Annotated in this window: 18 protein-coding genes and 1 pseudogene; 9 read left to right on the forward strand and 10 right to left on the reverse strand. The window is 70.0% G+C overall.

Annotated features, from left to right (window positions below; translation table 11 throughout):
• Positions 1–101: 101 nt before the first annotated feature.
• Positions 102–3,962: a serine/threonine-protein kinase gene (locus ACSRUE_RS16630; RefSeq protein ID WP_441291849.1), complete on the reverse strand. Its 3,861-nt coding sequence runs from the start codon at positions 3,960–3,962 to the stop codon at positions 102–104.
• Positions 3,963–4,394: 432 nt separating this feature from the next.
• On the opposite strand from ACSRUE_RS16630, the gene ACSRUE_RS16635 reads away from it, so the two are divergent.
• On the forward strand, positions 4,395–5,108 hold the full coding sequence (locus ACSRUE_RS16635; RefSeq protein ID WP_441291850.1) for a Uma2 family endonuclease: 714 nt from the start codon (positions 4,395–4,397) through the stop codon (positions 5,106–5,108).
• A gap of 112 nt (positions 5,109–5,220) precedes the next feature.
• Here the strand turns inward: ACSRUE_RS16635 and hrpA are convergent, their stop codons facing one another.
• Positions 5,221–9,000: an ATP-dependent RNA helicase HrpA gene (gene hrpA / locus ACSRUE_RS16640; RefSeq protein WP_441291851.1), complete on the reverse strand. Its 3,780-nt coding sequence runs from the start codon at positions 8,998–9,000 to the stop codon at positions 5,221–5,223.
• A 424-nt stretch (positions 9,001–9,424) separates the two neighbouring features.
• Here hrpA and ACSRUE_RS16645 point away from each other — a divergent pair, with 424 nt between their 5' ends.
• Entirely contained in the window at positions 9,425–10,312 is an 888-nt protein-coding gene (locus tag ACSRUE_RS16645; RefSeq protein WP_441293095.1) for an SDR family NAD(P)-dependent oxidoreductase, read from the forward strand.
• On the opposite strand, the gene ACSRUE_RS16650 is transcribed toward ACSRUE_RS16645, so the two are convergent.
• The gene (locus ACSRUE_RS16650; protein ID WP_441291852.1) at positions 10,288–11,235 is read right to left on the reverse strand and encodes a terpene synthase family protein; all 948 of its coding nucleotides are present in this window, start codon (positions 11,233–11,235) and stop codon (positions 10,288–10,290) included. The genes ACSRUE_RS16645 and ACSRUE_RS16650 overlap by 25 nt on opposite strands.
• Before the next feature lie 891 nt (positions 11,236–12,126).
• The gene (locus ACSRUE_RS16655) at positions 12,127–14,328 is read right to left on the reverse strand and encodes a hypothetical protein (protein ID WP_441291853.1); all 2,202 of its coding nucleotides are present in this window, start codon (positions 14,326–14,328) and stop codon (positions 12,127–12,129) included.
• Positions 14,329–15,665: 1,337 nt separating this feature from the next.
• On the opposite strand from ACSRUE_RS16655, the gene ACSRUE_RS16660 reads away from it, so the two are divergent.
• The 3 genes from ACSRUE_RS16660 to ACSRUE_RS16670 all read left to right on the forward strand — a co-directional run bounded on the left by ACSRUE_RS16660 (position 15,666) and on the right by ACSRUE_RS16670 (position 17,161).
• Entirely contained in the window at positions 15,666–16,439 is a 774-nt protein-coding gene (locus tag ACSRUE_RS16660) for a hypothetical protein (protein ID WP_441291854.1), read from the forward strand.
• Positions 16,440–16,487: 48 nt separating this feature from the next.
• Positions 16,488–16,625 (forward strand): hypothetical protein, encoded by a 138-nt coding sequence (locus ACSRUE_RS16665; RefSeq protein WP_441291855.1) that lies wholly within the window; start codon positions 16,488–16,490, stop codon positions 16,623–16,625.
• A 344-nt stretch (positions 16,626–16,969) separates the two neighbouring features.
• Positions 16,970–17,161: a hypothetical protein gene (locus tag ACSRUE_RS16670; RefSeq protein ID WP_441291856.1), complete on the forward strand. Its 192-nt coding sequence runs from the start codon at positions 16,970–16,972 to the stop codon at positions 17,159–17,161.
• 10 nt (positions 17,162–17,171) lie between these two features.
• Here ACSRUE_RS16670 and ACSRUE_RS16675 read toward each other — a convergent pair whose 3' ends face one another.
• A complete protein-coding gene (locus ACSRUE_RS16675) occupies positions 17,172–17,804 on the reverse strand; it encodes a hypothetical protein (protein WP_441291857.1) in 633 nt (210 codons plus the stop codon).
• Between the two features lie 1,083 nt (positions 17,805–18,887).
• On the opposite strand from ACSRUE_RS16675, the gene ACSRUE_RS16680 reads away from it, so the two are divergent.
• The 4 genes and pseudogenes from ACSRUE_RS16680 to ACSRUE_RS16695 all read left to right on the forward strand — a co-directional run bounded on the left by ACSRUE_RS16680 (position 18,888) and on the right by ACSRUE_RS16695 (position 22,131).
• On the forward strand, positions 18,888–19,487 hold the full coding sequence (locus tag ACSRUE_RS16680) for a CAP domain-containing protein (RefSeq protein WP_441293096.1): 600 nt from the start codon (positions 18,888–18,890) through the stop codon (positions 19,485–19,487).
• Positions 19,465–20,804, forward strand: a pseudogene (locus ACSRUE_RS16685) (IS3 family transposase); the annotation flags it as partial. The gene ACSRUE_RS16680 and the pseudogene ACSRUE_RS16685, both read left to right, overlap by 23 nt.
• A 298-nt stretch (positions 20,805–21,102) precedes the next feature.
• On the forward strand, positions 21,103–21,708 hold the full coding sequence (locus ACSRUE_RS16690; protein ID WP_441291858.1) for a hypothetical protein: 606 nt from the start codon (positions 21,103–21,105) through the stop codon (positions 21,706–21,708).
• A 90-nt stretch (positions 21,709–21,798) separates the two neighbouring features.
• Positions 21,799–22,131, forward strand: a complete 333-nt coding sequence (locus tag ACSRUE_RS16695; protein WP_441291859.1) for a hypothetical protein — start codon at positions 21,799–21,801, stop codon at positions 22,129–22,131.
• Between the two features lie 368 nt (positions 22,132–22,499).
• Here the strand turns inward: ACSRUE_RS16695 and ACSRUE_RS16700 are convergent, their stop codons facing one another.
• The 5 genes from ACSRUE_RS16700 to ACSRUE_RS16720 all read right to left on the reverse strand — a co-directional run bounded on the left by ACSRUE_RS16700 (position 22,500) and on the right by ACSRUE_RS16720 (position 26,741).
• Positions 22,500–22,826, reverse strand: a complete 327-nt coding sequence (locus ACSRUE_RS16700) for a hypothetical protein (RefSeq protein ID WP_441291860.1) — start codon at positions 22,824–22,826, stop codon at positions 22,500–22,502.
• Positions 22,827–22,985: 159 nt separating this feature from the next.
• Positions 22,986–23,624 (reverse strand): hypothetical protein, encoded by a 639-nt coding sequence (locus ACSRUE_RS16705; protein WP_441291861.1) that lies wholly within the window; start codon positions 23,622–23,624, stop codon positions 22,986–22,988.
• Positions 23,621–24,271: a hypothetical protein gene (locus ACSRUE_RS16710; RefSeq protein ID WP_441291862.1), complete on the reverse strand. Its 651-nt coding sequence runs from the start codon at positions 24,269–24,271 to the stop codon at positions 23,621–23,623. Before ACSRUE_RS16710 ends, ACSRUE_RS16705 begins: the two co-directional genes overlap by 4 nt.
• A 14-nt stretch (positions 24,272–24,285) precedes the next feature.
• Positions 24,286–24,684: a hypothetical protein gene (locus ACSRUE_RS16715; protein WP_441291863.1), complete on the reverse strand. Its 399-nt coding sequence runs from the start codon at positions 24,682–24,684 to the stop codon at positions 24,286–24,288.
• A 473-nt stretch (positions 24,685–25,157) separates the two neighbouring features.
• A complete protein-coding gene (locus tag ACSRUE_RS16720) occupies positions 25,158–26,741 on the reverse strand; it encodes a hypothetical protein (RefSeq protein ID WP_441291864.1) in 1,584 nt (527 codons plus the stop codon).
• Position 26,742 lies beyond the last annotated feature (1 nt).

The following is a 26,742-nucleotide window of genomic DNA, read 5'->3' on the forward strand; positions in this document are numbered from 1 at the left end:
GTGACAAAAAGATGCTCCCGCCCGGCGGCCGGAGTCACCGCCATGTGGGCTCCCCCGGACGGCGGATGGCCTCTCGCTCTCGCCCCAGCGCGGCTGGCGCTTCAGGGCGGCGCGTGTCCGTCGAGCCAGCCTTGCGCGAGCTCCAGGATCCGCGCGTTGTCGGGGACATCGCGCAAGAAGCGCTCGCGCCAGACAGGATCGCCGATCCTCCCGGCCCGCACGAGCAGCCCGTTGCGGGCCAGGGCGATGGCGCCCTTGGCCTCGGCCATCTGGCCCGTCGCGGCCAGCGCCTCGGCGTGGACCAGGCGCACCAGCGGGCCCTCCTCGTCACGGGGGCCCGACTCGAGCAGGGACAGGGCCTGCGTCGTGGCGGCGAGCGCCTCGCCGGCGCGCCCGAGATCGAGCAGCGCGCGCGCGCGCGCCGCGATGGCCACGGGGAGCCGCTCCGGCACCCCCCGCGCGAGCGCCTCGGCCGCCTGCGACTCCGCCTCGGCGAGCGCGGGCTCCCCCGCGAGGAGCAGGACGCGCGCGAGCTGGAGCCGGCTCTCGCACTCCCGCCGCCGGTCGCCGCGGCGCGTGAGCGCCTCGATCGAGCTCCGCAGGGCCGCCCTCGCCGCGTCGACCTCGCCCGCGTGGGCCAGCGCGAGGCCGAGGTTCTGCAGCGCGTTCGGGACCCGGTCGTCGAGCGCCATCCGCTCCGCCTCCTCGAGCCCGGCGCGGAGGACCCCCGCCGCCGCCTCGAAGTACCCGAACTGGACGTAGCAGAGGCCCATGTTGAGCCGCGCCCGGCACGCCTCGCGGCGATCGCCGATGTCCTCGAACGCGGCGAGCGCCGCGCCCATGCTCGCGATGCAGGCGCTCGGATCGCCGTTGTGCTGCCGGAGGAGCCCGTGCAGGTAGAGGAGCTTCGCCTCGATCATGAGATCCGCGGCCGACGCGTCCTCCGTCGCGCGCTCGACCGCGTCGATCAGCGCGTCGACGCAGGCGTAGCGGCCGCCGAGCAGGAGCACGATCGCCCCCTCGAGCAGGCAGGCGTTCCTCGCGATGCGCGCGCCGTCGAGCGGCTCCGTGCCGAGGACGACCATCATCCAGCGCTCGACGCGCTCGTAGTGGCCCTGCTTGTGCCCCGCCCCCGCGAGCTGCGTGAACGCCGAGAACCACGCCACGGAGCCCGGCGCGAGGTGCCGCGTCGCCTCGATCCCGCGCTGCTCCGCGAGGGCCGGCTCGCCGCGCCAGAGCAGCGCCTCGGCCTCGACCAGGCGGAGCGCGCCCACCGCGGCCGGATCCGGCCTGCAGGCGATGCCGCGCTCGGCGCAGGCGATCGCCTCGGCGAGGTCGTTGCCGCGGAGCGCGTTGTCGGCGGCGCGCAGGTACCACTCGGCGGCCTTCTCGGGCTCCTCGCCGCGCTCGAAGTGCTCGGCGAGCGCCCTCGGATCGCCCTCGCCGGCCGCCTCGAGGAAGCTGCCCGCGAGCGCGTGGCCGATGCGGAGGTCGCGCGCCGTCAGCATGCCGTAGGCCGCCTCGCGGACGAGCGCGTGGCGGAAGCAGTACTCCGCGTCGTCCCGCGGCCGCCCCTCGCCCCGCCGCGCGATCACCTCGCGCCGGAGCAGCTCCGCGAGGACCTGCGCGATGTCGGCGCTCCCGAGGAGCGCGGCGACCGCGCTCGACCTGAACGTCTCGCCGAAGATGCTCGCCGCCCGGAGGAGCCGCCGCGCCTCGGGGTCGAGCGTCTCCAGCCGCGCCTGCACCATGGCCACGACCGTCTCCGGCTGGCCCTCGCTGTTGCCCTCGGCGGCCGCGCGGATCTGCTCCTCGAGGAAGAACGCGTTGCCGTCGGCGCGCTCGACGAGCCTCCCCACGAGGTCGTGCGTCGCGTGCGCGCCCAGCGCCTCGCGCACGAGCCGCTCGCTCGCGCGGCGCGGGAGCGGCGTGAGGTGGAGCTCGTGGGCCAGCCGGCCCTCCCAGAGCTTCGGGAAGAGCCGGCGCACGTCGGGCCGTCCCAGCGCCAGCACGAGCAGCGGCATGTCCTTGAGCTGGCGCAGCGCTTCGTCGACCATCGTGACGGTGGGGAGGTCGCCCCACTGGAGGTCCTCGAGCACGAGGAGCACGGGCCCCGCGCGGCACGCCGCCTGGAGGAAGTCCTCCCAGGCGTGGCGGAGCTGGTCGCCCATCAGCACGGCGTCGCGCCGCGCGAGCCGGAGCTGCACGTCGTGCTCGTCGGGGAACGGCGCGCCGACGAGCTCGCCGAGGAAGGCCGCGACGCGGGGCGCGTCGATGCCCCCGTGCTGCTCCACGCGGCTCCGGACCTTGCGCTGCCGCGCCTCCAGGGGCTCGCCGTCGGCGACGCCGAGGGCGTCCCGGAGCGCGCTCGCGAGCAGGCCGAAGGCCGCGCCGGCGCCCATGGGGTCGCCCTGGCCGAGCCAGACCTCGATCCTGTCACCCCGCTCGCGGAGCTTGCGGATGAGCTCCTTTCGCAGGCGCGACTTGCCCATCCCGGCCTCGGCCGTCACGAGCACCGCGCCCGCGGCGCCCTCGTCGATGCAGCGATCGACCTCGGCCACGAGCATGGCGAGCTCGCGCTCGCGGCCCACGTAGGTGGTCGGCTTGCCGAGCAGCTGCGCGGTCCGCTCGTCGCGCGCCCCGTGCAGGACGCGGCCCGCGGCGTCCTCGGTGACGTCGAACCGCATGCCGATGAGGCCCGCGGTCACCTCGTCGATGCGGACGCCCGCGGCGGGGGAGCGGTCGTCGTGGGCGGCGAGCATCTGGAAGGCGCGGTCGATGAGCTCGCCGACGGGCACGCGCGCCGAGAGCTCCGCCCGGCCGGTGGCGAGCGCGACGGGCGCGCCGCCGAGCAGCTCCTGCAGCGCGAGCGCGCACCGGGCGGCCCGCGCCGCGAGGTCGGTCGGCGCGCCCGCGCCGGACAGCACGATGAGCGGCGAGCGGCCCTCGAGGAGCTCGAGCTCGCCGCGGTACTGCTCGGCCACGTCGTGCAGCTGCCAGAGCTCTGCCTGGCGCGGCTCGGCCGCGGCGCTGGAGCTGACGGCGCGCTCGCGGGTGACCACGAGGCAGGTCACGCGCCGCTCGCCCGTCGTGAGCTCCACAGCGCGCGGCGGGAACGAGCGGGGCCCGCCGACGCTGCTCTCGGGCGCGTCGATCGCGGCGAGCTCGGCCGCGACGGCGCTTCCATCGGCCGGCCGGTCCAGCGGGGATTTCGCCAGCATGCGGGCGACGAGATCGTCGAGCGCGGCGGGGGTGCCGGGCCGGAGGTCGCGCGCGCGGGGCGGCTCCTCGAGGAGGACCTTCATCAGCACGGCGAGCCCGGCGTTGCCGTGGAAGGCGGCGCGGCCGGTGAGGCAGCGGTAGAGGATGCAGCCGAGGGCGAACACGTCGGCGCGGGCGTCGACGCTGAGCTCGCCGCGCGCCTGCTCGGGGGCCATGTACCCGGGCGTGCCCAGGACGAGGCCCGCGGCCGTGAGCGGCTCGTCGGTGACGGCGCGGGCGAGGCCGAAGTCGATGAGGTGCACGCGCTCGAGCGAGCCGCCTTCGAGCAGCAGGTTGCTCGGCTTCAGGTCGCGGTGGACGAGGCCGAGCCTGTGGATGGCGCCGAGCGTCCTCGCGACGTGGAGGCCGAGCTCGAGGGTCTCCTCGAGGGTGAGGCCCTGGCGGGTGAGCCGGTCGGAGAGCGTCTCGCCGTCGAGCCACTGCATGGCGAGGAACGGCTGTCCCCACGCGGTGGCGCCGTGCGCGACGTAGCGCACGACGCCGGGCACCCGGGCGGCCGCGAGCGTGTGGGCCTCGCGCTCGAAGCGGACGAGGTGCTGGGCGCTCTCGGTGGTCAGGAGCTTGATCGCGACCGCCTCGCCGGTCTCCTGATCGCGGGCCCGGTAGACGGCCCCCATCCCGCCCGAGGCCGCGAGGTGCTCGATGCAGAACCGGCCGTCGATGATGTCACCTACCTGCATCGCTCACCGAGGACCCGGACGAGGAGCCTCGCCGGCGCGCAGCCTGCCAGCGGGGTGAGCGCTGCGTCCAGTGCTCATTGGAGCGGCGCGTCGCGGCCAAGCGGGCGTACGTCTTAAGGAAAAACCCGATCGAGGGGAGCGGTGGCGGCCGTCCGTCGGGTGGCGCGCGGCGCGCGGTGCGGTCCTGGGGCCCTGTGCGGCGGGGCTGGGGACCTCGCGCGGCGACGCGCGCTCGGGCCGCGGCGCTGCCGCGCCTTGGCGGCGTGGCTGTCGGCGCGGCGGGCGCTGCGCACCGGCCGCGCGCCGGCGTGGTAGGCTGCGACGCCGGTCGACTGGCCGACGGTGACCTCCATGCGCAACCCCCTGAGCTCCTCTCTCGTGCCCACCGTTCCCCCGGGAGCGGACGAGCTACCTTGCGACGATGGTGAGCCGATGGAAACCGAGCGCCACCGCAAGCAGATGACGCTGCTCATCGAGACGCTCGAGTCTGCGTGGCGGGACCGCACCGACTTTTACGTCGGCGGCAACATGTTCATCTATTTCAGCGAGCTGCAGGCGAAGAAGAACGACTTTCGCGGGCCTGACGTGTTCGTCGTTCTGGACACCGAGCGCAGGGAGCGGAAGTCGTGGGTCGTCTGGCAGGAGGGCGGGCGGACGCCCGACGTGGTCATCGAGCTCGTCTCGCCGTCGACCGAGGCGATCGACCGCGGGGAGAAGATGCGCACGTACGCGAAGCTGCTTCACGTGGCGGCGTATTACCTCTTCGATCCGCTGAGCGGCGTCATGGAGGCCTATGCGCTGGACATGGCGTCACGCTCGTACACGGTGGCGCCTCCTGACGCCGATGGGACGTTCCCGTGTCCGCCGCTCGGCTTGAAGCTCGGTGTTCGGCGCGGCGTCTACCAGGGCCTCGAGGCGGACTGGCTGCGATGGCTCGACGGCGAGGGACGGGTGCTGTCGAGCGCGGAGGAGGACGCGCGCGCGGCGCGGGAGCAGGCGCGCGCGGCCGCCGAGCAGGCGCGCGCGGCCGCCGAGCAGGCGCGCGCGGCCGCCGAGCAGGCAGAGGAAGAAGCGCGGCGCCGGGGGGACATGGAGCGGCAGCTCGCGGCGGCGCTCGCGGAGATCGAGCGGCTCAAGCGGGGGTGACGGTCCACGTAGGCCGTCGCCGCCGTAGGCCGTGGCCGCCAGACGTCGCGCCAGGGGCGGTGGGTGGCTTCGGGCCGCCCTGTCCCGAGGCGTTGAGCGCGTCCCTGCGCCGCTATCCCAGCAGCCGCTTCCACTGCTCCGTGAGCCGCTGCGTCGAGACCGGGACAGCCGCCTTCAGCTCGGGCGCGAAGAGCGACACCCTGAGCTCCTCGATCAGCCAGCGGAACGACTCCAGCTCTTCCGCGGGCACCCCCTTGTCGCGCAGCCCCTGCTGGTGCTTGAGGTAGTCCTGCCAGAACGGCAGCACCTGCGCGGCCTTGCTCTGGTCCTTCTGCGGCCCGTTGGGCAGCCGCTCGAGCCGGATCTGCGCGGCGCGCAGGTACCGGGGCAGGTGCGCGAGCCGGTCGACCGGGGCGCGCGAGAAGAGCCCGACCGGCAGCAGGAAGTCGACCTGCGTGCGCACGTCGTCGAGCGCCGGCCTCGACGCGCCCGGCTTGCCCGTCATCGACCGGAGCATCGCCTGCACGCGGTCGAGCTCGACGCCGATCTCCCGCGCCAGCCCCGCGAGCTTCCCGAGCACGCCCTGCAGCGACGCGCGGCCCTTGTCGAGGCGCGCCTGGAACGCGGCCTTCGTCCTCGGAAAGGCGCCGGGATCGCCGAGCTGGAACGCCTCGTCGAGCGCGCGCAGCGCGATCTGCCGGGCGAGGCCTGGCTCGCCCGGGGCCACCTTGGCGCCGAGGCCGCTCACGGCCACGGCGCTCCGCAGCGGCTGCTCGAGCTGGCTCATCTTGCCCCCGAGCTGCAGCAAGAGGAGCCGCCGCAGCCCGGCGCGCGTCGCCTCGGCCGCCGCGGCCCGCGAGGCGAGCACGCGCACCGACACGGACGTCTCGCCGTCGACCAGCGCCGGGTAGCCGAACACCTTGTGGCGCCCGGCGTCGACCTGGACGCGCTCGGGCAGCGCCTCGACGCTGAACGACGTGAGCCCGTCCCGCTCCAGGCCCGCCTTGCCGACCCTCGCCCAGGCCTCGCGCGCCCGGCCGGACAGCCGCTCCTTGAGCTCCCGGAGCTCGCGCCCCTCGCCGATCACCCGGCCGTCCTCGTCGAGCACGCGGAAAAAGAAGCGCAGGTACGGCGGCAGATCCTGGGGCCGGAACGCGTCGGCGGGCACGCGCTCGGCGGTGCGGTCCTCGACCGCGCGCGCGAGGACGGCCCGCAGCGGGCCCTGGAACGGCCGTAGCTCCGCCGCGATCTCCCGGGCGACCTCGCGGAGGGGGGCGAGCGGGACGAGCGCCTTGCGGAGCGATTTCGGCAGCGACTCGAGCAGCTGCGCGATCTTCTCGGCGTGCCACCCGGGGATCATCCACTCGAGCTCGTCGGGATCGGCCTGCGGCAGGAGCACGAGCGGCAGCGAGACGGAGATGCCGTCGTCGTCCTCGCCCGGATCGAAGCGGTAGGAGAGGGGCACGGCGGCGCCGTAGAGGTCGAGCGCATCGGGGAAGCGCTCGGGCGTGAGGTCCGCGGCCTCGTCGAGCAGGACGTCGGCGAGCGACAGGTGGAGCGCCCGCGGGTCCTCCGCCTCGGCCTCCTTCCGCCACGCCTCGAACGTCTTGCCGCTATAAACGCCCTCGGGCACGCGCCGGTCGAAGAAGAGCTCGAGCGCGTGCTCGTCGGCCAGCATCTCGCTCCTCCTCGCCTTGTCGCGCAGCCGGCTGACCTCCTCGAAGAGCCGCCGGTTCGCCTCCATGAACGGCGCGCGCGTCGTGTACTCCTGCCGGACCAGCGCGTGGACGAGGAAGATCTGGCGCGCGGACTTCGGGTCGATCGCCCCGAAGTCGACCCGTCGATCCTTTGCGATCGGCAGCCCGTACAGCGTCACCTGCTCCCGGGCCATCACGGCCGCGGGCTTCGCGGCCCAGTGCGGGTCGCTGTGGCTGCGCTTGCAGAGCGGCCCGGCCGCAGCCTCGATCCACGCGGGATCGAGGGCCGCCGCCATCCGGGCGAAGAGCTGCGACGTCTCGACCAGCTCGGCGGCCATGATCCACGCGGGCGGCTTCTTCGCGAGGCCCGACGACGGGTGGAGCTGGAAGCGCGTCTGCCGGGCGCCCAGGTACACCTTGTTCTCCTGGTTCCACATGCCGATGCGGCTGAGCAGGCCGGGCAGGAGCGCGCGGTGGATGGCGTCGCCCTTCGCGGGCGCGTCGCTCGGCGAGAACCCCATCTCCTTCGTGATCCGGCTGATCTGCCGGTGCACGTCGGCCCACTCGCGCATGCGGAGGTACGAGACGAAATGGTCGCGGCAGGCCTTCCTGAGCTGGTTCTGGGTCAGCCGGCCCTGCGCGTCCTGGTAGAAGCTCCACAGCTTCAGGAGCCCCACGAAATCGGAGGCCTCGTCCTTGAACTTCCGGTGCGCGTCGTCGGCCTGCTTCTGGGCGGCGAGCGGCCGCTCCCGCGGATCCTGCACGCCGAGCGCCGCGGCGATGATCAGCACCTCGGCGAGCGCCCCCTCGCTCTCGCCGCCCAGGACCATCCGGCCGAGGCGCGGGTCGAGCGGCAGCCGCGCGAGCTTCCTGCCGGTGTCCGTGAGCTCGCCCGCGCCGTCGAGCGCGCCGAGCTCCTCGAGGACCCGGTAGCCCTCGTCCACGGCGCGCTTCGACGGCGCGTCGAGGAAGGGGAAATCCTCGATGGCGCCGAGCCCGAGCGCCTTCATCTGGAGGATGACGCCCGAGAGGCCGACGCGCAGGATCTCCGGATCGGTGTACGCGGGCCGCGCCCTATCGTCCTGCTCGTCGTAGAGCCGGAAGCACACGCCGCTCTGCACGCGGCCCGCGCGCCCCTTGCGCTGGTCGGCGCTCGCGCGCGAGATGGGCTCGATCTGGAGCTGGGTGACGCCCGTGCGCGGGCTGTAGCGGTTGACGCGGGCGAGCCCGGAGTCGATGACGTACACGATGCCCGGGATGGTGAGCGACGTCTCCGCGACGTTGGTCGCGAGCACGATCCGCCGCCCCGGCAGGGACTGGAACACGCGCTGCTGGTCGCCCTGGGGGAGCCGCCCGTAGAGCGGCAGCAGCGTGGTGTGCGGCAGGCCGTGGCGCGTGAGCTCGGCCATGGTGTCGTGGATCTCGCGCTCTCCAGGGAGGAAGACGAGGATGTCCCCGCGCGGATCGATCGAGGTGATCTCCTCGACCGTGGCGGCGACGGCGTCGGCGACCTCGGCCTCTCCGCTCTCCGGGCGGCGGTGGATGACCTCCACCGGGTACGTGCGGCCGGAGACCTCGATGACCGGGGCGCCGCCGAAGTAGGCCGCGAACCGGTCGGTCTCGAGCGTCGCGGAGCTGACGATGACGCGGAGATCCGGGCGCCTCGGCAGCAGGCGCTTGAGGTAGCCGAGCAGGAAATCGATGTTGAGGCTGCGCTCGTGGGCCTCGTCGATGATGAGCGTGTCGTAGCCCGAGAGCCGCGGATCGCCCTGGATCTCGGCGAGGACGATGCCGTCCGTCATGTACTTGACGTAGGTGGCCGCGCTCGTCCTGTCCGAGAAGCGGATCTTGTAGCCGACCTCCTTGCCGAGCTCGACGCCGAGCTCCTTGGCGACGCGGGCCGCGACGCTGGTGGCGGCGATGCGGCGCGGCTGCGTGACGCCGATCCGGGCGGAGAGGCCGCGGCCCATGGCCAGGCAGATCTTGGGGAGCTGCGTGGTCTTGCCCGAGCCGGTCTCGCCCGCGACGATCACGACCTGGTGCGCCTCGATGGCCCGGGCGATGTCGCGCACCCGCGCCGAGATGGGCAGCTCCTCGGGAAAGCGGACCGGGCCCCCCGACGCGGGCGGGGACGAGGCCCGGCCGCCGGGGGCGGGCGGAGCGGGGGGTTGCTCTTGCGGAACGCGGTGGCTCACGGTGCGCGAGGGGGTAGCACCTCCCGCCGCGGGATGCCGTCCGAAGCGGCGCGCTCGCCACCCCGCGCGCCCGTCGACGGACCCCTGCGGACGAAGATGGAGGGATGCGCGCAGTACGGCGCGACACACGAGCGCGCGGCGCGGAATCGTCGGCATCGCCGCGGAGGGCGTCGTCACGCCGGGAGGGAGCGCGCAGGCAAAAGAAGCCGGATCGCTGCGTGAAGGTCAGAGCGGCTCGGTGGGTCGGTGGCGCGAACGGATGGTCGATTGGCGCCCGTTGCGAGTGTGGGCACGGTCGGCGGCGCCTACGTTGGGTCGCAGGAGATTCACCACATGACCAAGACGATTCTCATTACCGGAAGTTCGAGCGGAATCGGCCGCGCCACGGCCAAGTCGCGCGAACCGAAGCGGCGTCATCGTCAGCATCTCCTCTGGGGGCGGCCGCGTCACGTTCCCGCTTGGCACGCTGTACCACGGGACGAAGTTCGCGGTCGAAGGGCTCTCCGAGTCGCTCCACTTCGAGCTCGCGCCGCTCGGGGTTCGCGTGAAGATCGTCGAGCCGGGCGCGATCAAGACGGATTTCATGAGCCGCTCGCTCGACTTCAGCAACGACCCGCAGATCAGCGAGTACCAGCCGCTCGTGCAGAAGGTCTTCGCCGTGATAGGCCCCATGATGGAACAGAGGGCGCCGCCAGAGCAAATAGCCGAGGGCGTGTACGCTGCGACCACCGACGACTCGAAGCAGCTCGCCGGCAACGTGCTGCGCCGTGCTGGCCTCGCGGAGGATCTCCTCCAGCAGCCTTCCGTGCGGCTCGCGTCCGAGGACTACTACCGGCTCTGGGACGGCATCGAGGCTGAGCTGGGCGACGCGCACCTCCCGCTCCGCCTGTGCGAGGCGATCCGCAGCGAGTCGTTCTCGCCGCCTCTGCTCGCCGCGCTGCTCGAAGGGCTCCCAAGCGGCCTCGTTATGATGGAGACGATCGCGCGGCGCCTCGGGCTCAGCAAACGGACGCTGCAACGGCGGATCGACGACGAGGGGACGAGCTTCCAGCAGATCTTGAAGGAGACGCGCGAGGCGCTCGCGCGCCACTACCTGGAGGAGACTTCGCTGCCTGTCGCAGAGATCTCCTTCCTGCTCGGCTTCTCGGAGCCGAACTCGTTCTACCGCGGCTTCCGAGCATGGACTGGAACCACGCCAGACCAGGCATACTTCGGGCCACAAACTGCACCGCGACCACCTCCACCTCGATCTGGCGCGGCATCGGGTGGATGGCACGAGGCAGCACTTCATCGCGCATCGGGCTCATTGTAACGGGGCGTGACAATCGACCAATCGTGGTTGGCGCGGATCCAGATGCGTATGCCCTCCACGTAACGCGCCAGGTTCCGGTCGATGGTCGCAGAGAACGTAGGCAGGTGCTTCACCAGCTCCAGGAAGTGCTCGACTTGAGCATCGTGGATACCGGCGGCGCGCGCGTACGCTGCTTCGAGCTCGATGCGCTCTTCGTGCATGAGCACGACAACCAGATTGTGCACGTCGCGGTTGCTCGTCTCTTTGCGCAGCGAGTAAATGTCATTGGCAAAAGACGCGATGGCGTTGCCGGCGCGACGCACCTCCGCCACCAAGGGATGTTCTACGACCTCATCCGGCAAGAACAGGTCGCCGGCATATTCGATGAAGTCCCAGAACTCGTACATGGTGGACGTGTGCATGCGCATACCCTCGAACACCGCGCGGCTGGGTACGCGGTCGAGCTGGCGGTTTTGCGCTTCCCAGACACAGCCATCGATGTAGTTTTCGACGTGGCGGATGAGGCGCCGCCGCCAGAACGCAGGACAACCATCGCCGATGCGTCGCCAGATGTCCGCCAATGCCTGGGCAAATGGCGCATGCCCAACGGCAGCCGTGGGCCCTCGCAGCACCTCGTACACATCGAACAGCAGCCTCGAGACAACCTTCGGTCCGGCGCCGTTCAGTGATGTGTTCTCGCACACATCATCGAAGAAGAAGAGCCAGCTGTAGTAGTCGCAAATCGCCTGAAGCCGCTCGAAATACGCATCGGGGTAACAATGCGCGGCGAGCGCCGAATAGCTGCGCACCTTGTCGAGCGTTCGTGGCGATTCATCGGGGAGCAGGCCGCACTTGCGAGTCCATTCGAGGCAATCGTTCGCGAGCTGTGCCGCCTGCGGGTGGGGCGGCGTGGCGGGAAAAGGACAAAGTAAAGCTCTGTGCACAGCTTCCTCCTCGACACGGATTGGAAGCTGCTTGGCCCATGCGCTGGAACCGTTGGCGCTCCCACTCCGAGAGACGCTCCTACCACGAATCGCTTCCGACCGCAGCAGGTGGCAGGCGCATTGAATGAATTACCATGCCGCCCAACGTCGAGGCGATCCTGCGCAGGTTTCCGCGGAGCCGACGTCGGTGAACGACACCAGCAGGGTACAGCTGTACGGTAGGATGCCTTCCGCTTGGTGCTAAATATCTGTAATTACATGACTTTTATGCGTGAAAGACCTGCATGGCCGCATAAGGCGCGCTCTGTCAATGAGCTCGTACAGTCGGACTGCACGAGCCAGGAACGGCTCCGAGAATCTTGACTGGGCGTCGCCTGGGCCCGGCGGGAGGTCACCCATTTCGAGCGCGGCGTCCGCGCGTAGGTAAAAAAGCCGGATCGCTGCGCGAAGAAGTGTGGCGCGGCGAACCGAAGTGGTGGGACCGCGCGCGTCGCGATGCCTCGTTCATGGGTCGAAAGAGCGGGCCCCGCGCGGCGCAGAGCGCGCCAAGGGGCGCATCGGCGTGCCGCGCCCGCGATGCCGGCGCGTAGGTAAAAGAAGCTCGACGCTCCTGCCCCGGGGCCTCGCCGTGCTCATGGACGAGACCGTCGAGCGAGCGCTCGTGACCGACCTGCTCGTCTCTGCGGCCGTGCTCTCGACCGCGGCGCTCTTGATGAACCGGACCGCCGATCCGTCGGCGGGGTTCTGCGCGGCGGGCGCGGTGGCCGCGGCGGTCCTGCCGGCGCGCGTCCGGGATCTACGCCGCGGCGATGCTGGGTTCGCTGGCGACCGCGATCCTGCCGTGGCGGCGCGAGTCCGCGCCCCGCGCCGCCCAGGCGTCTCAGGATCGCGTCAAAGGGTCGTGATCGTCACGTCGTCGAAGCGCACGTCGCTCATCGCCCACGAGAACAGGGCGACCGAACCCCACGCGTACGTCACCTCGCTCGGCACCGCCAGCACCACCTGATCATTGACCTTGATCCGGTGCGTCGTCCCCTCGCGCTCGACCCGCACCGTCATCCATGCGTTCTGCGGCGGCACATAGCTCGTGTTGACCGCGAGCTCGGTGAAGACGCCGTTGTCCACCCGGACCAGGCGCGCGACGCTCAAGCTCGCGTCGAACATCACCCGGTAGTAGCTCGAGCCGGTGTCGTTGATGGCGTACATGAGGCCGAAGCCGTCGGGGTCGCCCGCGTAGATCTTCGCCGAGAGCGCTCCCTGCCCGAAGGCCGTGTGGGGCGCGACGAGGTAGGTCCCGCGCATGTCGACAGCTCCGTCGGCCGCGGTCTGGGGGTAATCGAACGCGCTGCCCGTCTCGGTCGCCGCGCCGCCTACCCCCCTCCAGCTCGGCGAGCTGTCGGTGATGCCCTCGTTGATCACGGTCCAGACGCTCGGCGCGACGCCTTGATCGAACGTCTCTCTGAAGGGGATGGTGCCCAGCTTGGCCACGTTGACCGAGCTCAGGTCCACGGTGACGACGGAGGCGGCCGCCTTCCCGCATGAGGTGGTCTTGATCTCCTCCCAGAGGACGTAATCGTGGGAGACCCAGGTGTGCCGCACCGACTGCAGGTTGACGTTCTCCACCGGGTAAAGCGACTGATCCTGGAGGCTCGCCGCGTAGACACCCTCGTATTCCTCCGTGAGCGTGCTCTTGGCGAGGTTGGGCAGGCCGTAGAGCCCGCCCCACGTGTCGTTGTGGAGGTCCTCCCATTTCTTGTAAGAATGCCCGCTCACCGAGGCCAGCTTGTATTGCCAGCCGAAGATCGAACCCGAGGAGAAATCGATCACGTCGAAGTCGTTCAAGGACTGAGAGGCCTGCTCGCTCACATCGAATCTGAAGCTCGTGGACGGCCCCTCGGCGCCCACGCCCGCGCCGACCGAGAACCCGTTCGACGTGGTGAACGTCGAGGACTCGTTGGCCGAGTGGGGCCTGTGGGCGTAGGGCGAGAGCCCCCCCGACAGGGGGCGGATCGAGTGCTGGAGGGTCTCCTGGAAGTAGCCGCGGTTGTTCCCCGAGTTCCACTTGAGCCCGCCGGGGTTGTACTGGGTGCCATTGCCCGCGAAGACGACGTATTTGCCCTCCGGCGCGTTGGAGGCGAGGAGCGTCACCGTGAAGTTGCGGTCGATGACGGAGCGCTGGCCGTCGTCGCCGCACTCCCAGTTGATGGAGGTGGGCGTCACGTTGTACGAGCGGTAGGTGCCCTCGGGCAGAGGCGCGGTCACGACCTGGGCGAGCGCGTAGGCCTTGTGGTCCGCGAGCAGGCCCTTGATCTCGGCGAGGAGCTCGCCCCGGGCAGGTAACGCCGTCTGCGCGACCTCGGACCTCGAGGCGATCCGCGGCTTTGCGTCGATGGTGATGGGCTCGGCCTCGGGCGCCGCGTCGAACAGCGCGTCGAGCTCGGCCTCGCTCCTTTCGAGCTTCTTTCCGAGCTCGGCCCGCTCGTCCGCGGTCATCCGGGCGTACCTCGCCTTCGCGGAGGCCGGCAAGCGCACCGAGCTGTGCTCCTCGGTCTCCTCGCCGGTGACGTCGCCAAAGACGCGCACGTCGAAGCGCTGGCCGCCCGGGCTGGGCGCCGCGTAGACGACTTGCGCGGACATCCCGATGCCCAGCGCCAGCGCGACCTTCTCGGCGTCGCGCGCATTCTCGAGGATCACAGGCACCCCCGCGAGGCGCGCTGCCCGGAGCAGGGACGCGTAGGAGCGGATGTCGTCGGCGCTCGCGGCCTCGGCGTCGATGAGCACGGCGGACGCCTCTGCCAGGCGGCTCGCGGGGCTCGGATCCGCGATGAGGTCCGCCCGGAACCTCGAAGGGGCGCCGTCCATGAGCTCCGCGAGCAGAGGGGCCTTTTCGCGTTGAATGGACGTGAGAGCGACGACAGGGCCCGTCGTGGCAGCGGCGGGCTTCGCGGCCGGGTCGCTGGGCTCCTCGGCGCCCGGCTCAGGGTCAATGAAAGGATCCGCCTGGGTCTCTGGGGCAAGGCCCCCGCAGCCCGCGACGGCGAGGAGGGTGAGGGCCAGGGGAGAGAGGCGAGCCAGAAAGGTGAATCGTCGCATGGGGGTCCTCCCGGAACATTCGTTGCAGGGTGAGGTCGGACGCGCGGGCGGTGGGGGCGCCGATGCCCCTCGCTCCACACGCCTCAAACCTTTTCCGTAAACGGAGAGGAAGACCCGACACGGGCTCGGTCGATTTCTGGATCGACCGAGCCCGCGCTCTCCGAGCCCCGCGGCGCGCTCGGCCAGGAGGGCGGTAGCGACGAGGGGTCCACCGCCGAATTCACGCGCCCGCGCCGGGCGGCGTCAACGTCCGCCTTGCCCGCGCGCGAGGCGCGCAGGGCGCGGACCGATCACGGCGGCGGTCACCGCTGCTCGCGAAAGAACTCGATGCTTTGCCTCATCGCGTCCGGCACGGAGGTGAAATGATCCCCTGCGACCGGCACCACCTTGACATCGAGCCCGCAGCGGCGCGGGCTCCGGCGCCGGCTCGGCGGTCTCCGCCGCGATCGGCGCGGCCGGCGCCGGCTCGATGCCAGCTGGCGCGGTGGGCCCGCGAGCTCCTGGGGCAGCGCGCGGCACCTCCTGGCAGGCGAGCGCCGTGAGCGCCGTGAGCGCGATGATGGGTCGAAGCCGAGGGCGCGTGATGAGGGGCATGTCCAAGCCATGATCTATATCAACCATGGTAGTTCGTGAAAGCCCCTCAAATGAGGCGCCATGCGGGCGTACCTGCCCACACGCGCTGCGCCGTCCCGGGCGCTCGAAGGCCTCGTGATGCCGAGCGGAAGACGAAAGAGGGAAGGTGAAGGTCGTCCCTCCCCGGTTTGAGCGAGGACGGTGCAGACTTTTCCTTCGCGCTTCAGGGCCGACAGCTGTTTTCTGAGCGCGTCCTTCTGCTTCTCGTTCGCGGCTGCATACGAGATGAATACGTCAATCGGGACAACCGCAGGAACCGCGAGGATAGCGTGACAGGAAGGAGCCAGGCGGACGAGCGGAGCGGGCTCTCATCAAAGCCTTTCCTTGTCATCCAGATGCTGGCGAGTCTGTACATCGAAGCGGGCTGGCTCCGAGGTGCAAGGCTTGCCCTCCGGTATCCGTCGTGTACGAGGGCCGGCTGCATCCGCGCCGGTCGAATGGCATGGAGCGCTGGAGACGCCACCGCGTCGTCCCAGACCGAACGCATCGACGAGGCGCCCGTCCCCGCCGGCCCTAGCCGGCCGGCGCGACCAATTTGCCGAGGGTGGGGAAGGAGACTTCAATCCTGTTCGTGGTAGGTTCACGCATTGCGCGCCTGCCCGATGGACGATGCAGCCCCGCTCGCATCCTTCGGCGGAGCCGTCCTCGAGCGCCGCGTGGACACGCAGGTGAACATTCTCGTTGATGGAGGTCCGATGATACGGATGAAGCTTCTTGGATTGTTGATGGCCGGCCTCTCGCTCTCGCTCGTGGCATGCGGCGATGGGGAGGGGAGCAATGGGGGCAAGGCCGGCGACGACACCGACACCGGCGGCGGAAGCGACACCAGCAGCGGAAGCGACACCGGCGGCGGAAGCGACACCGGCGGCGAGACCGACACCGGCGGCGAGACCGACACCGGCGGCGGAAGCGACACCGGCGGCGAGACCGACACCGGCGGCGGAAGCGACACCGGCGGCGGCACCGACACCGGCGGCGGAAGCGACACCGGCGGCGGCACCGACACCGGCGGCGGGACCGACACCGGCGGCGGAAGCGACACCGGTGGCGGGACCGACACCGGCGGCGGGACCGACACCGGCGGCGGGGATGCTCTCGACGGCGAGCAGCTCGGCGAGCTGACGGCCGCAGAGGCCCAGCAGGTGTGCGACGACGTCACCGAGGCACTGGATCTCTCGAAGGAGGACCTGTGCGACCTCACCGGGGTGCTCGCCAGCGTCGTGGATGGAACGGACTGCGAGACCGCCAGGGCGGATTGCATCAGAGCTCCGGAAACGCCCGAGTCGACCGGCTCGTGCGATACGGCCGGCTTCGTGGGGTGCACCGTCACGGTCGCGGAGCTCAAGGCCTGCATGATCGCCACGGGCGACGCCTTCGAGGCGATCACGTGCGAGTCGTCCATCGATGACTTCTCGCCGCAACCCGCGGCGTGCGCGGCCGTCTACGTGAAGTGCCCGGGGCTCCTCGCAGGCGGCTGAGCGCTCGTGAGATCGCCCCCACGGGGACGGCGGTCCTTCGGCGTGTCCATGGACGAGCTGACCGGTCGCGTGGTGACGATCGCGCCGCAAGTCTTCGTCAGCACGCTGGATGAGCGTTGGCTGGGGAAGGACACCTATGAGCACAAGCACATCGAGCGCGAAGGCCGACCAGTCTCCCAGCGTTGACGGCGAGCGCGACACGCCGCAGCGAGCGTATTGCTGCGCCTGCCGGTAGAGCGGCATCGCGTCCTCGAACTTCTCGACGACGATGCTGGCGAGCAGCCCCGGCCCCCCTCGTCGCCATCGCTTCCTCCTTGTCGCGATGGGGACTGGTGACCGGACCCGACGGGCTGGTCAGGATGGCGTTGGTCGGGCGGTTACAGCGCGACGCCGCCAAGCCCATCGAGCTCAAGGTTCTCGCCGAGGCGCGGCTCGTGCCCAAGGAGACGGCGAACTTCGTCCCGTAGATCCAGGCGTTTGCCATCGTCGCCGCCAACCGCGGGCGTTTCCGGCTCGACGATCTCGACCCGGTGGATCCGTTCGAGATCGGCGAGGTCGCCGTCCCTGCGGGGACCGAGGTGCGCACGATCGCCAAGGCAGCCGGCGTCTCCGTCGAAATGGTTGGCGATGGGCTCGAAGAGATACCCTCGCCCGCAGGGGAAAGCGCCGACCGTCCCCGGAGGCTCGAAGCGCTGGTGCCGCGCTGCGGGGAGGTTCGCTAGGCGTGAAGGCTCACTCGCGGGAGTCGAATTCGAATTCGTTGCCCTGCGTGACGATCCGCAGGCGGTCCTCTCTCTTGGGCCACATCTCGAGATCGATCTCGGGGAAATAGAGCCCCATCATGTTGTTGTTCGCGCCTCCCGAACCCTCGTCGTCTACACGGAAGTTGATGCAGAGGTGCTCTTCGCTGATGACGGGAAGCGTGACGCCAAAGCCGCTCAGCTGTCCGAATTCGATGCGGCACAGCCCGAAGCGGAGCTCATCGGGGTTGCGGGCCGTGACGGTGACGCGAAACGGCTGACCGAAGAACGTCGCGGAGAAGTGCCCCCAGTCCGCCGACTCCCACGCCCCGACCATGAGCGGCTGGTAATGCGTGAAGGGGAGGCCGTCGATTCGCTTCTTCAGATCGATGAGGCGCCCCGAGGTCCAGGCCGTTCCATGGGGAACGGTGATCGGGGCTCCGTCCACGAATCGGAAACCGTATTTGAGGATGAACTTGTTCCAATGTGAGATCTCGCCGTTGCGGTATGCGGCCTCGGCCGAGCCAGGTGCGGAAAAGACGCAGAGGGCAGTGAGTGCAATCCCAGCATGCAGGATGACGCGCCGTGGAGCGGAATTGGCGGAGCGGATAGCCGAGGTAAACATGTTCTCTCCCCTCGATTGGCGGTGGCGTCTGGGCTGACGCTCACCCTTCGATGTGAGCTTGGTACAACGCATGACAAATACTCCCTCTGTCGAACGGTTGCCGAGCGTTGCCCCGGTCCCGCCGGGCCATCGCCCGAGGGGGGTCTACAGCAACCTCCGATCCAGCAGCGCGAGGCCAGGAATGGCGCGGGCGCGGGACGGAGGCCTGCAAGCCCTCGGGCAATCGGTTGCGCGATCGAGCAAGAGGCGGGCGGGCGGCGTCCCTGGTCCGTGTCTCGGGTGACCTCGCCACCGGACGCAGGGGCTCGGTCAGAGCGCGTAGGTAAAAGAAGCCCGATCGCTGCGTGAAGAAGTATGGCGCGGCGAACCGAAGCGGCGGGACCGCGCGCGTCGCGACGCCTCGGTCACGGGTCGAAAGAGCGGGCCCCGCGCGGCGCAGAGCGCGCCAAGGGGCCCATCGGCGTGCCGCGGGCACACATCGCCCCCCGGGCGTTGGTCTGGCCCGGGATGTTCTTGCGGCTAGGGGGCGTCCCCGAGCGCCTTGCGGCGCAGGACGGTGCTCTTCATCGATGCCGGGTCGCGAAGGAGCGGCGAAGCTCGCTACGCAGCCGCTCGCCCCGGTACCCCGGCGGGAGGCGAGGCGCTCCGAAGCAGCGCGAGCATAGCTCACAGTTCCTCGCCGCCGACGAGCGCCACATCGCGGAATTGTTGCCGTTTTCGACCGGCCCCTGGGGTATAGCCTGCCAGCAGGATGGTAATCCATCTGCGATGATGGCTGGATGGCTGGATGGCCGGATTTTCCTCCGTCCGGCGCCATGCCCGGACGCCGCCGTCCACACGGCTGTAGGGCGTATCGGTACAAGGTCTGTCGTGAGTTGGCGTAGCCCATCATCGAATTGATTGTTGCGGCGCGCGGCCGAGCTGTAGGACAATCGTTCCGTGAATACGCTCGGCTCACATCTCCACGGGTTCGCGTTGTTCTCCCTGATGCTCGCCCTCGCTGCCGGGTGCGGCAGCTCGTCCGACGACGCCGACGCCCCGGCGAGCGGCGAGGGCGACGACGAACCGCCCCGGATGGTCGGGATGACGGCGGCCCACAACGCGGCGCGCGCCGCGGTCGACCCGCCTGCCGATCCGCCGCTGCCCCCGCTTTCGTGGTCGTCCGAGCTCGCCGCGGTGGCTCAGGCCCATGCCGATAAGTGTGTGTTCCGCCACAGCGCGAACGGCTACGGAGAGAACCTCTTCGCGACGTCGAGCGGCGCCTCACCGGCCCCCGAGAATGTCGTCGGCTCGTGGATCAGCGAGGCGGTCAGCTACGACCTCGCGAGCAACGCCTGCGGCGGCGCGACGTGCGGCCATTACACCCAGGTGGTCTGGGCCGACTCTCTGCGGCTCGGCTGCGGGATCGCCAGCTGTGCGGACGGCTCACCGTTCGAAGGGGTCAGCGCCTGGCAGTTCTGGGTGTGCACTTACGATCCTCCCGGCAACTTCGTCCCCTCTGTGCCAACGTCGGGTGAGACAGGCTCCCCCTGGAAATCTGTGGTGAGAGGGCGGAGAATGGACCTGACCCGTGCCGAAGCCTTCCCATCTCCGATCCGTCGATCCTACCCCCGCCCCAGCGGCGCAGGGCGCTGCTCCACGCCCGAGTGGCGTCGCCGTCGAGACTGTGCCGAAGCCGGGTAAGAGGCGGAAGTTCTCGGCGGCGGAGAAGCTGCGCATCGTTCGCGAGGCGGCCGCATGCACCCAGCGCGGCGACATCGAGGCGCTGCTGCGCCGCGAGGGCATCTACAGCTCCCTGCTGACGGCGTGGCGCAAGCAGCTCGCCCTCCACGGCAGCGAGGCTCTCGCGGGGCGTAAGCCCGGCCGCAAGCCGAAGCAGGACGCGAAGGATCGGCGCATCGCCGAGCTCGAGAAGCGCTCGGCCCGGCTCGAGGAGAAGCTCGCGCTCGCTGAGAAGCTCATAGATCTCCAAAAAAAAGTCTCTGCCATTCTGGGCATCAACCTCACGAACGACGAAGAGCGCTGATGGACGTCATCGAAGAGCTCGATGACCCGCACGTCCCCATCGCGCAGGCGTGTGCGGCACTCGGCATCAGCCGCGCCACGCTCTACCGGCAGACCCAGCCCGCGATGCCGCGTGCGCTGCACGGGAGCGCTCCGAGCCCACGCCGGCTCAGTGACCCCGAGCGGCAAGCCGTGCTCGATGTGTTGCACAGCGACGAGTTCGTCGACCAGCCCCCGCCGGAGGTCTACGCGACGCTGCTGTCGCGCGGCGTCTATCTCGCCTCCATCCGCACGATGTACCGCCTGCTCGCGGCGTCGGGCGAGAGCGGCGAGCGACGCGCGCAGCGTGGGCCGATGAAGCATGCCAAGCCGACGCTCACCGCCACGGCCCCCAACCAGATCTGGACGTGGGATATCACCAAGCTGCGCGGGCCGCTGCCTGGGGTCTTCTACTGCCTGTACGTCGTCCTCGACCTGTTCAGTCGCATGACCGTTGGCTGGCTGCTCGCCGAGCACGAGAGCGCCGAACTCGCCGAGCAACTCTTCGCAGAGACGGTCGCCCGCCACGGCGTCGAGCCCGGCTCGCTCACGGTGCACGCCGACCGCGGCTCCGCGATGAGGTCGGAGGGGCTCGCTCAGCTCCTCGGCTCGCTCGGCGTCGTTCGAAGCTTCAGCCGGCCTCACGTCAGCGATGACAACGCCTTCTCCGAGTCGCAGTTCAAGACGCTCAAGTACCAGCCCGACTATCCGGACCGCTTCGCCTCGCCGGCTCATGCACGAGCGTGGTGCCAGGAGTTCTTCGGCTGGTATAACGACCTTCATCAGCATTCTGGCCTTGCGCTCTTCACACCTGCTGATGTATTCTACGGCCGAGTCGAAGATGTCGCGGCTCGGCGCCAAGTCGCCCTCGACACAGCGTACGCCGCGCACCCGGAACGCTTCCCGAACGGTCCGCCCGTTGTGCGTCGGCCGCCCGCTTCGGTAGCCATCAATCCGCTGTCCGTTGACGACGCTGCCGACGAGGCCGCGGGGCCGCACACGGGCACGACCAGCGCCGCGGCCGAACCTGGCGCAACGCCCGCCGCTGTGACGCGGCCGCCCCGACCTCGACTGGTGGGGGCCCTGTGCCGGAACGCGCCCCTCAGCGCGATCTCCTCATAGGATTCTCGTCCGGCCTGTCTCAAACCCGTTGGCAACTTCCGACCCGAAGCGCGCCCCCTTGACCTGGCGTGCGCCGCCGCGTAACCATCGCCTTCGGTGGCTCCCGAGTGGAGCGTGGGTTCTCTAGGAGAAGATGGTCATGCAGCTGTATTACTTGCTCCCGCTCGTGTTGATGGCGGCCGCTTTCGCGTACTCGATGCACGTCCGCAAGAAGGCCATGGCCGAGGCCGCCAACATGACCCCGGAGCAGATCGAGCAAAAATTCAGCGATTTCTACGCCCCGTATTACGAGCTCCAGCCCGGCGAGCGCATCATCGGCAACTGGAGCGGAGTCGAGTACCAGGCGCCCGCCGGCACGGCCCGCCGCATCGCCGGCGGAGTCCTCAACGCCGCATCTGCCGCCGTGATCGGCGTCTCCAGCTACGTTCCCAACGTTCACGTCGGCCTCACCAGCAGCGGCCGCGTCCTCGTCTCTCGCGAGTACAGCGACTTCGGCAAACGCGGCAACTACAAGCACCTCGTCGCCTTCGATCAGGGCACCCGCGCCTTCAACCAGGACGCGACGTATCCCGGTCAAGACATCGGCCCCCGCCCCGGCAACCCTTTCAACCCTCTCGTGAGCCTCGAGTTCATCCAGCTCCGTTCGCCGAGCGGCGAGACATACGAAGCGTGGCTGTCCCCGCAGGGCAGCCGCCACGGCCAGCACGGATTCAGCTCGATCTTGCAGTCGCTCGGTTGAGCGCAGCGAGGGGGGCGCCGCTGACCAAACCACTCATCCCCGCCAGTTTGCCGCCTCATGGGGCCACCTGACGGCCTTTTTTGCAGGGTCATGGGGCCACCCCAAACGCAGGAGGATGGGGCCACCCGCGCGGGGGCGCCGCGGCGGCTCGTGCGGCCGGGCGGCGAGCTCATCGTGCTCCTCAACCAGAGCGTCTTCGACGACCGGCCGTATGCGGCGCGGCTCGGGCTCCCCGAGCTCCCCGAGCTGTCGGACGCGCGGAGCGAGGACGCGCTGCGCCCGGCCTACCACGCCGCGGGGGTCGAGCTCCGGGAGAGCGCGCTCGTGGAGGGGGACATGCCGCACCAGACGAGCTGGGGCCAGCACCTCACGCTCGCGTCGGGCCGGCGGACCCGCCTGCTCATGGCCGAGGCGATCGGCTGAGGGAGCATTCCTCTGCACGCCGGGGGCATCTTCTGGTACGGCGACCTGCTCTACGTCGCCGACACCAACAACGGCTTTCGCGTGTTCCGCCTCGACGACATCATGCAGGTCTCGACGGCGGCCGCGTGCGCCGCGACCGCCTCGGCCGCCTTCCTCGGGGGCCCGCCGTCGCCGCCCTGCCCGGCATCGGATGTCTCGATCTCGCTATCGCGCACGGTCAGCTTGGCATGAAGCGCGATGATGCCGATCGACGGATAGCCGTTCTCGCCACCTCGGCCGCCTCGAGCGCCGCAGCCGCCGGCGCCGCGGCCGGCTCCTCCCTTCGACCCCGCACCGCACACGGCGAGCCCTCCCCGATGGCCGCCACCCTAGCCGCCGACGCCGACGCCCGACGCGCCGCCCAGCGCCGCGTTGCCGCAGGCGCTCCGGCCGCCCGGTGCGCCGCCGCCCCCGCCGCCCACCTGGCCGGCTGCGCCGGGCGCGCCCGGCGTGCCGTCTCCCCCACGGCGTCCGTCCGCGCACCGGGCGCCGTCCTTCGCGCCCGCGCCGCCCAGGCCCGTATCCCTGGGGTTCAGGGCCGTCGGCGGCTTGCCGTCCTCGGCATCGCCACCGCGGTCCGGGCGCCCGTCGCCGCCTTTGCCGCCCGTCGACACCATGTCGCCGCACACGGTCGTCACGGCGGGCGCGCCAGTCATGGTGGCTGCCGAGCAAGCGTCCTGTCATTCGGATCGCCTCCGCCGCCGAGCCCCCCAGCGCCGGTTTCTCCGGAGGTCCAGGTAGCGCTCTCCGTGAGGTGAACGCTGCTGTCCGCGCGTCCGACGGCGACGCCTGCGCGCGACACCTGGCCCTTCGAGTCAGTTTCCGACCGGCTCATCAACATTTCCGCCGAGCATGCGCGTCACCCAGGGCGGCGGAGGCTTTCCACGCACTGAGATCTTTCCATCTGGCTCAAGCTCGATGGAGGTCCCCCGGAAGATTGGGGGAAGGGGTTGCCCGAATGCGGCAGCGTCCGAACGCGGCCCGGCAACTGGTCTGGAGTACCATCCGATCTGTCGATCAGGAAACTTTCGCCCGATAATCAGTCCGTCGCCGTCGGCCGGCCATTCGTCGGGTTCATAGATGCCGATCGTTCCATCCGTGCGCCGGACGATCACGGCCTCGGCGTCGCTCCCCAACAGCTCACGATTGCGTCTGACCTCTGGAGACTCAAATTCTTGAGGATTGGGGGTAGACGCGTCAGGGACGTCATCCGGCGCGGGCGCGGGAGCCCGCATGCTGGTGGCCATGCAGATAGCCAGTTGCACCTTCGTGGAGGCAAGCTCAGTGCGTTCAGCGTTGCAGTCATGGACGGCGGGCGCCGTGTCAGGCGCGGGTGATGCGCTCGCGACCGTTTGGGCTCTAGGTGCATTGCGCGGCACTGCGCGTCCGATGAAGGCGCCGGCGATGCCGGCAATGAGTGCGAGCGCAAGGGCGATGTGGCGAGGAATCGTCATGGCGCATCTCCCCGCTTCGGCTTCACCCTTCCGCCAACCATGCGCTGCACGACAGGATCAGCAGGCTCGCCATTGACCATGATCGTTCCGTCAGGCGCAGTTTCGATGATGGGCTCGATGAAATCGGACGACGCGGAGAAGGTGTGGAATGCGGCAGGATCCGAGCGTGGTCCGGCATCGGGCCCAGAATACCATCCGATGTCTCCGCTTGGTGACTTTCTCGCGACGATTATTCCATCACCGTCGATAGGCCACTCGTCGGCTCGATAGACACCGGTCCTCCCGTCATGGTGTTGCACGATCACGGCCTCGGGATAGCTCTTCAAGAGCTTGCGATTTCGCTGGATCTCGTCGGCTCTCGACCTGCGTTGCGGGTCTGTGGGTTCGGACGGCTCGGGAACGTCGGACGGTTCAGTCTCGGAAAAGCGCGTGTCGAATGCCATGCAGATAGCCAGTTGCGCTTTGGTCGACACGAGCTCGGCGCGTTCGGCCTTGCAGTTATGGCCGGCAGGCGTCGCGACCGAAGGCGCGGATGACGTGCTCGGCGCCGCTTGGGCGTCGGGCGCATCGTGCGGCATGGCGCGTCCGATGAAGGCGCCGACAACGCCGGCAATGAGTATGAGTGCAACCGAGCTGCGAATTGTCATGGCGCATCTCACGGCTACATCGGACAGCCTGGGGGCACAGGCTGGCAAACTTCATGGTCCTGATTTGGCCACTCCTGGGGAATTATGCCAATCTGGCACGGCGTCAAGAACGTGAATGGATCGGCTTGGGTGCACAGGTGAATGTCCTGGTTTAGTTGCTCCTGATAGAGGCTCATTACCTTTAGTTCGAATAGGATTTCCAGCGTGTCGGCGCCGATGTCCGAGCACTCGTCCCTGAACGTGACGCTATCATAACCAGAGCAATATGCGGCGCAGAAGATGGGCGGGTCCGAATGACAGAAGGGCAGGCCCGAGTTTTGACTGGAAGCTCCGGTGCCGGGAGTGCATTCCTTTCCTCCGATTGAGCAAAGAGCAAACACGAGCACCACAGCGCGCAAAACGAATCGTTTCATGCGAATCTCCTTCGGGGGTCAAGCTCACGTTCCGCGCCCCGCACGCGTGACGGGCGGCGATGCATGGCCCATGCGCGGGTCGCTCGCGTCCAGGGAAGCGGCGTTGCGTCCCGACCCGACGCGGGCGCTGTCCTGGCGAGCGGCACCACACCGCAGAACGGGCATGGTGAGCGATGTGAGTCACGAAACGCAGATGGATCGCCTTGTGCATTCCGAACTTGGCTATGGTTTTCTCGCTGAAGCGCGGCGTCAATGGTGATCTGGGGCACGCAAATGTCCTTGCGTTGCCTTCCCGCCCCGTGCCCGTGCTCCCAAGGTAGTATTGCGCTCCTGGGCGGAGTACGCGCGGCGCGCGCTCGACGGAGTGCGTCGACGTCACCAGGGCCGCGGCGTCCGCGCTGGCGGTCGTCTGGACGGATCTCGGCGTCGCTGTCGAGGTGGCGGCGGCAGCGCGCCTGGACGCAGGTGGATCGCTATGGCGAGAAGCGCATCGTCTCGGCGGAGAAGCCGTCGCTGCCTCGGTTCGCCTTGTCGCGCGTCTCGTCGAACACATCCGCGATGCCGCCCCCGCCCCCTTCGCCGATCTCGAACATGACGCGATCCAGGGTGAGCTGCTCGTCGTCGGCATAGGCGATGCCGATCGAGGGCCCGCCGGAGCCCCCGCCGCCGTAGCCGCCCGTGCCGCCCCGGCCGCCGTAGCCTCCCCGGCAGGCATGCTCGCCGCCCAGGTCCGACGCCTGCCCTGGCGGGCCTCCTTGCACGCCCTGTCCGCCCAATTGGCCTTTGCCCCCCCGGCCGCCGTAGCCGCCCTGGCCCGTGATGACCTGGGTCTCCCGCAGCGTCAGCTTACTGCCCGCGTGCGCGAAGATCGCGATACTCGCGCCGCCCGCGCCGCCGCCGCGGCCGCCCGTGCCGCCGCAGCCGCCGCCGCCGCCCGAGCCGCCCGACGCGCCGCCCAGCGCCGCGTTGCCGCAGGCGCTTCGGCCGCCTGGCGCGCCGCCGCCCCCACCGCCCCCCTGGCCGGGCGCTCCCGTGCCGCCCTGGTTGCCGGGCACGCCTTCCCAACCGGCCTCGGTGAGGCGTCCACCCTGGCCGGCTGGGCCGGGCTCGCCCGGTGCGCCGTCTCCCCCACGGCGGCCGTCCGCGCACGGTGCGCCGTCCTTCGCGCCCGCGCCGCCCAGGCCCGCATCCCTGGGGTTCGGGGTCGTCAGCGGCCTGCCGTCCTCGGCATCGCCACCGCGGTCCGGGGTCCCGTCGCCCCCTTTGCCGCCCGTCGACACCATGTCGCCGCACACGGTCGTCACCGCGGACGCGCCGGCCACGGTCGCGGCCGAGCAAGCGTCGCTGCCGATCGCTCCGATTTCCCCGTAAGCTGGCTGCGGATCAACGTAGACCGCATCTTGGCCGTCCTCGCCTTTTTGGGCGCGGTCCGACTGGATCTCGCTCCGGAGCACCTCCACGACCGCGCCCGGCGCAAGCCTCATCGCGATCGAATGGATGCCCTCATCCAACCTCCACCGCTGCTCCACGCGCATGTCCACGATCGTGGATACGCCGTCGGTGGCCCCCTCGCCGTCGTGCTGCGCCGCCACCACGGTGATCAGTGCACTACCCCCGGGGTCTGGAGAAACGAGCAGTGCCGGCTTGTTGGTCGGCCCTTCCGTGTAGTGTCTCCATCTCGACCAGCAAGCGAAGCCGCCCCACAGATCGATGCCGGACGGCAGCGTGACGGCCTCGAGATAAGTGTCGACGCAGGCGAACACCCGCCCGCGAGTACGCGGCGCGAGCGCGACCGCGCGGGCGAGCGTCTTCACCGGCTTCTCCATCGTGCCGGGATTGCTGTCGTCTCCCCACGCCCGGCTCGCGAACACCCCGCACCCGGCCTGCACGCGCAGCGCGGCGAGACCCTCGAGACACTCCTCCTCCGAGGGCGCGGACGCAGGCTCTGGGTCGCAGGTGCCCCCCTCCGCACACGGTGGGGTGAACGGCTCCGTCCCGCACCCCAGGGCGGCCGGCGAAGACAGCAGCACGATCCATGCAGCGGCTGTGAACTTCATG

This window comes from Sorangium sp. KYC3313, assembly GCF_052075895.1.
Lineage (GTDB): Bacteria > Myxococcota_A > Polyangia > Polyangiales > Polyangiaceae > Sorangium > Sorangium cellulosum_B.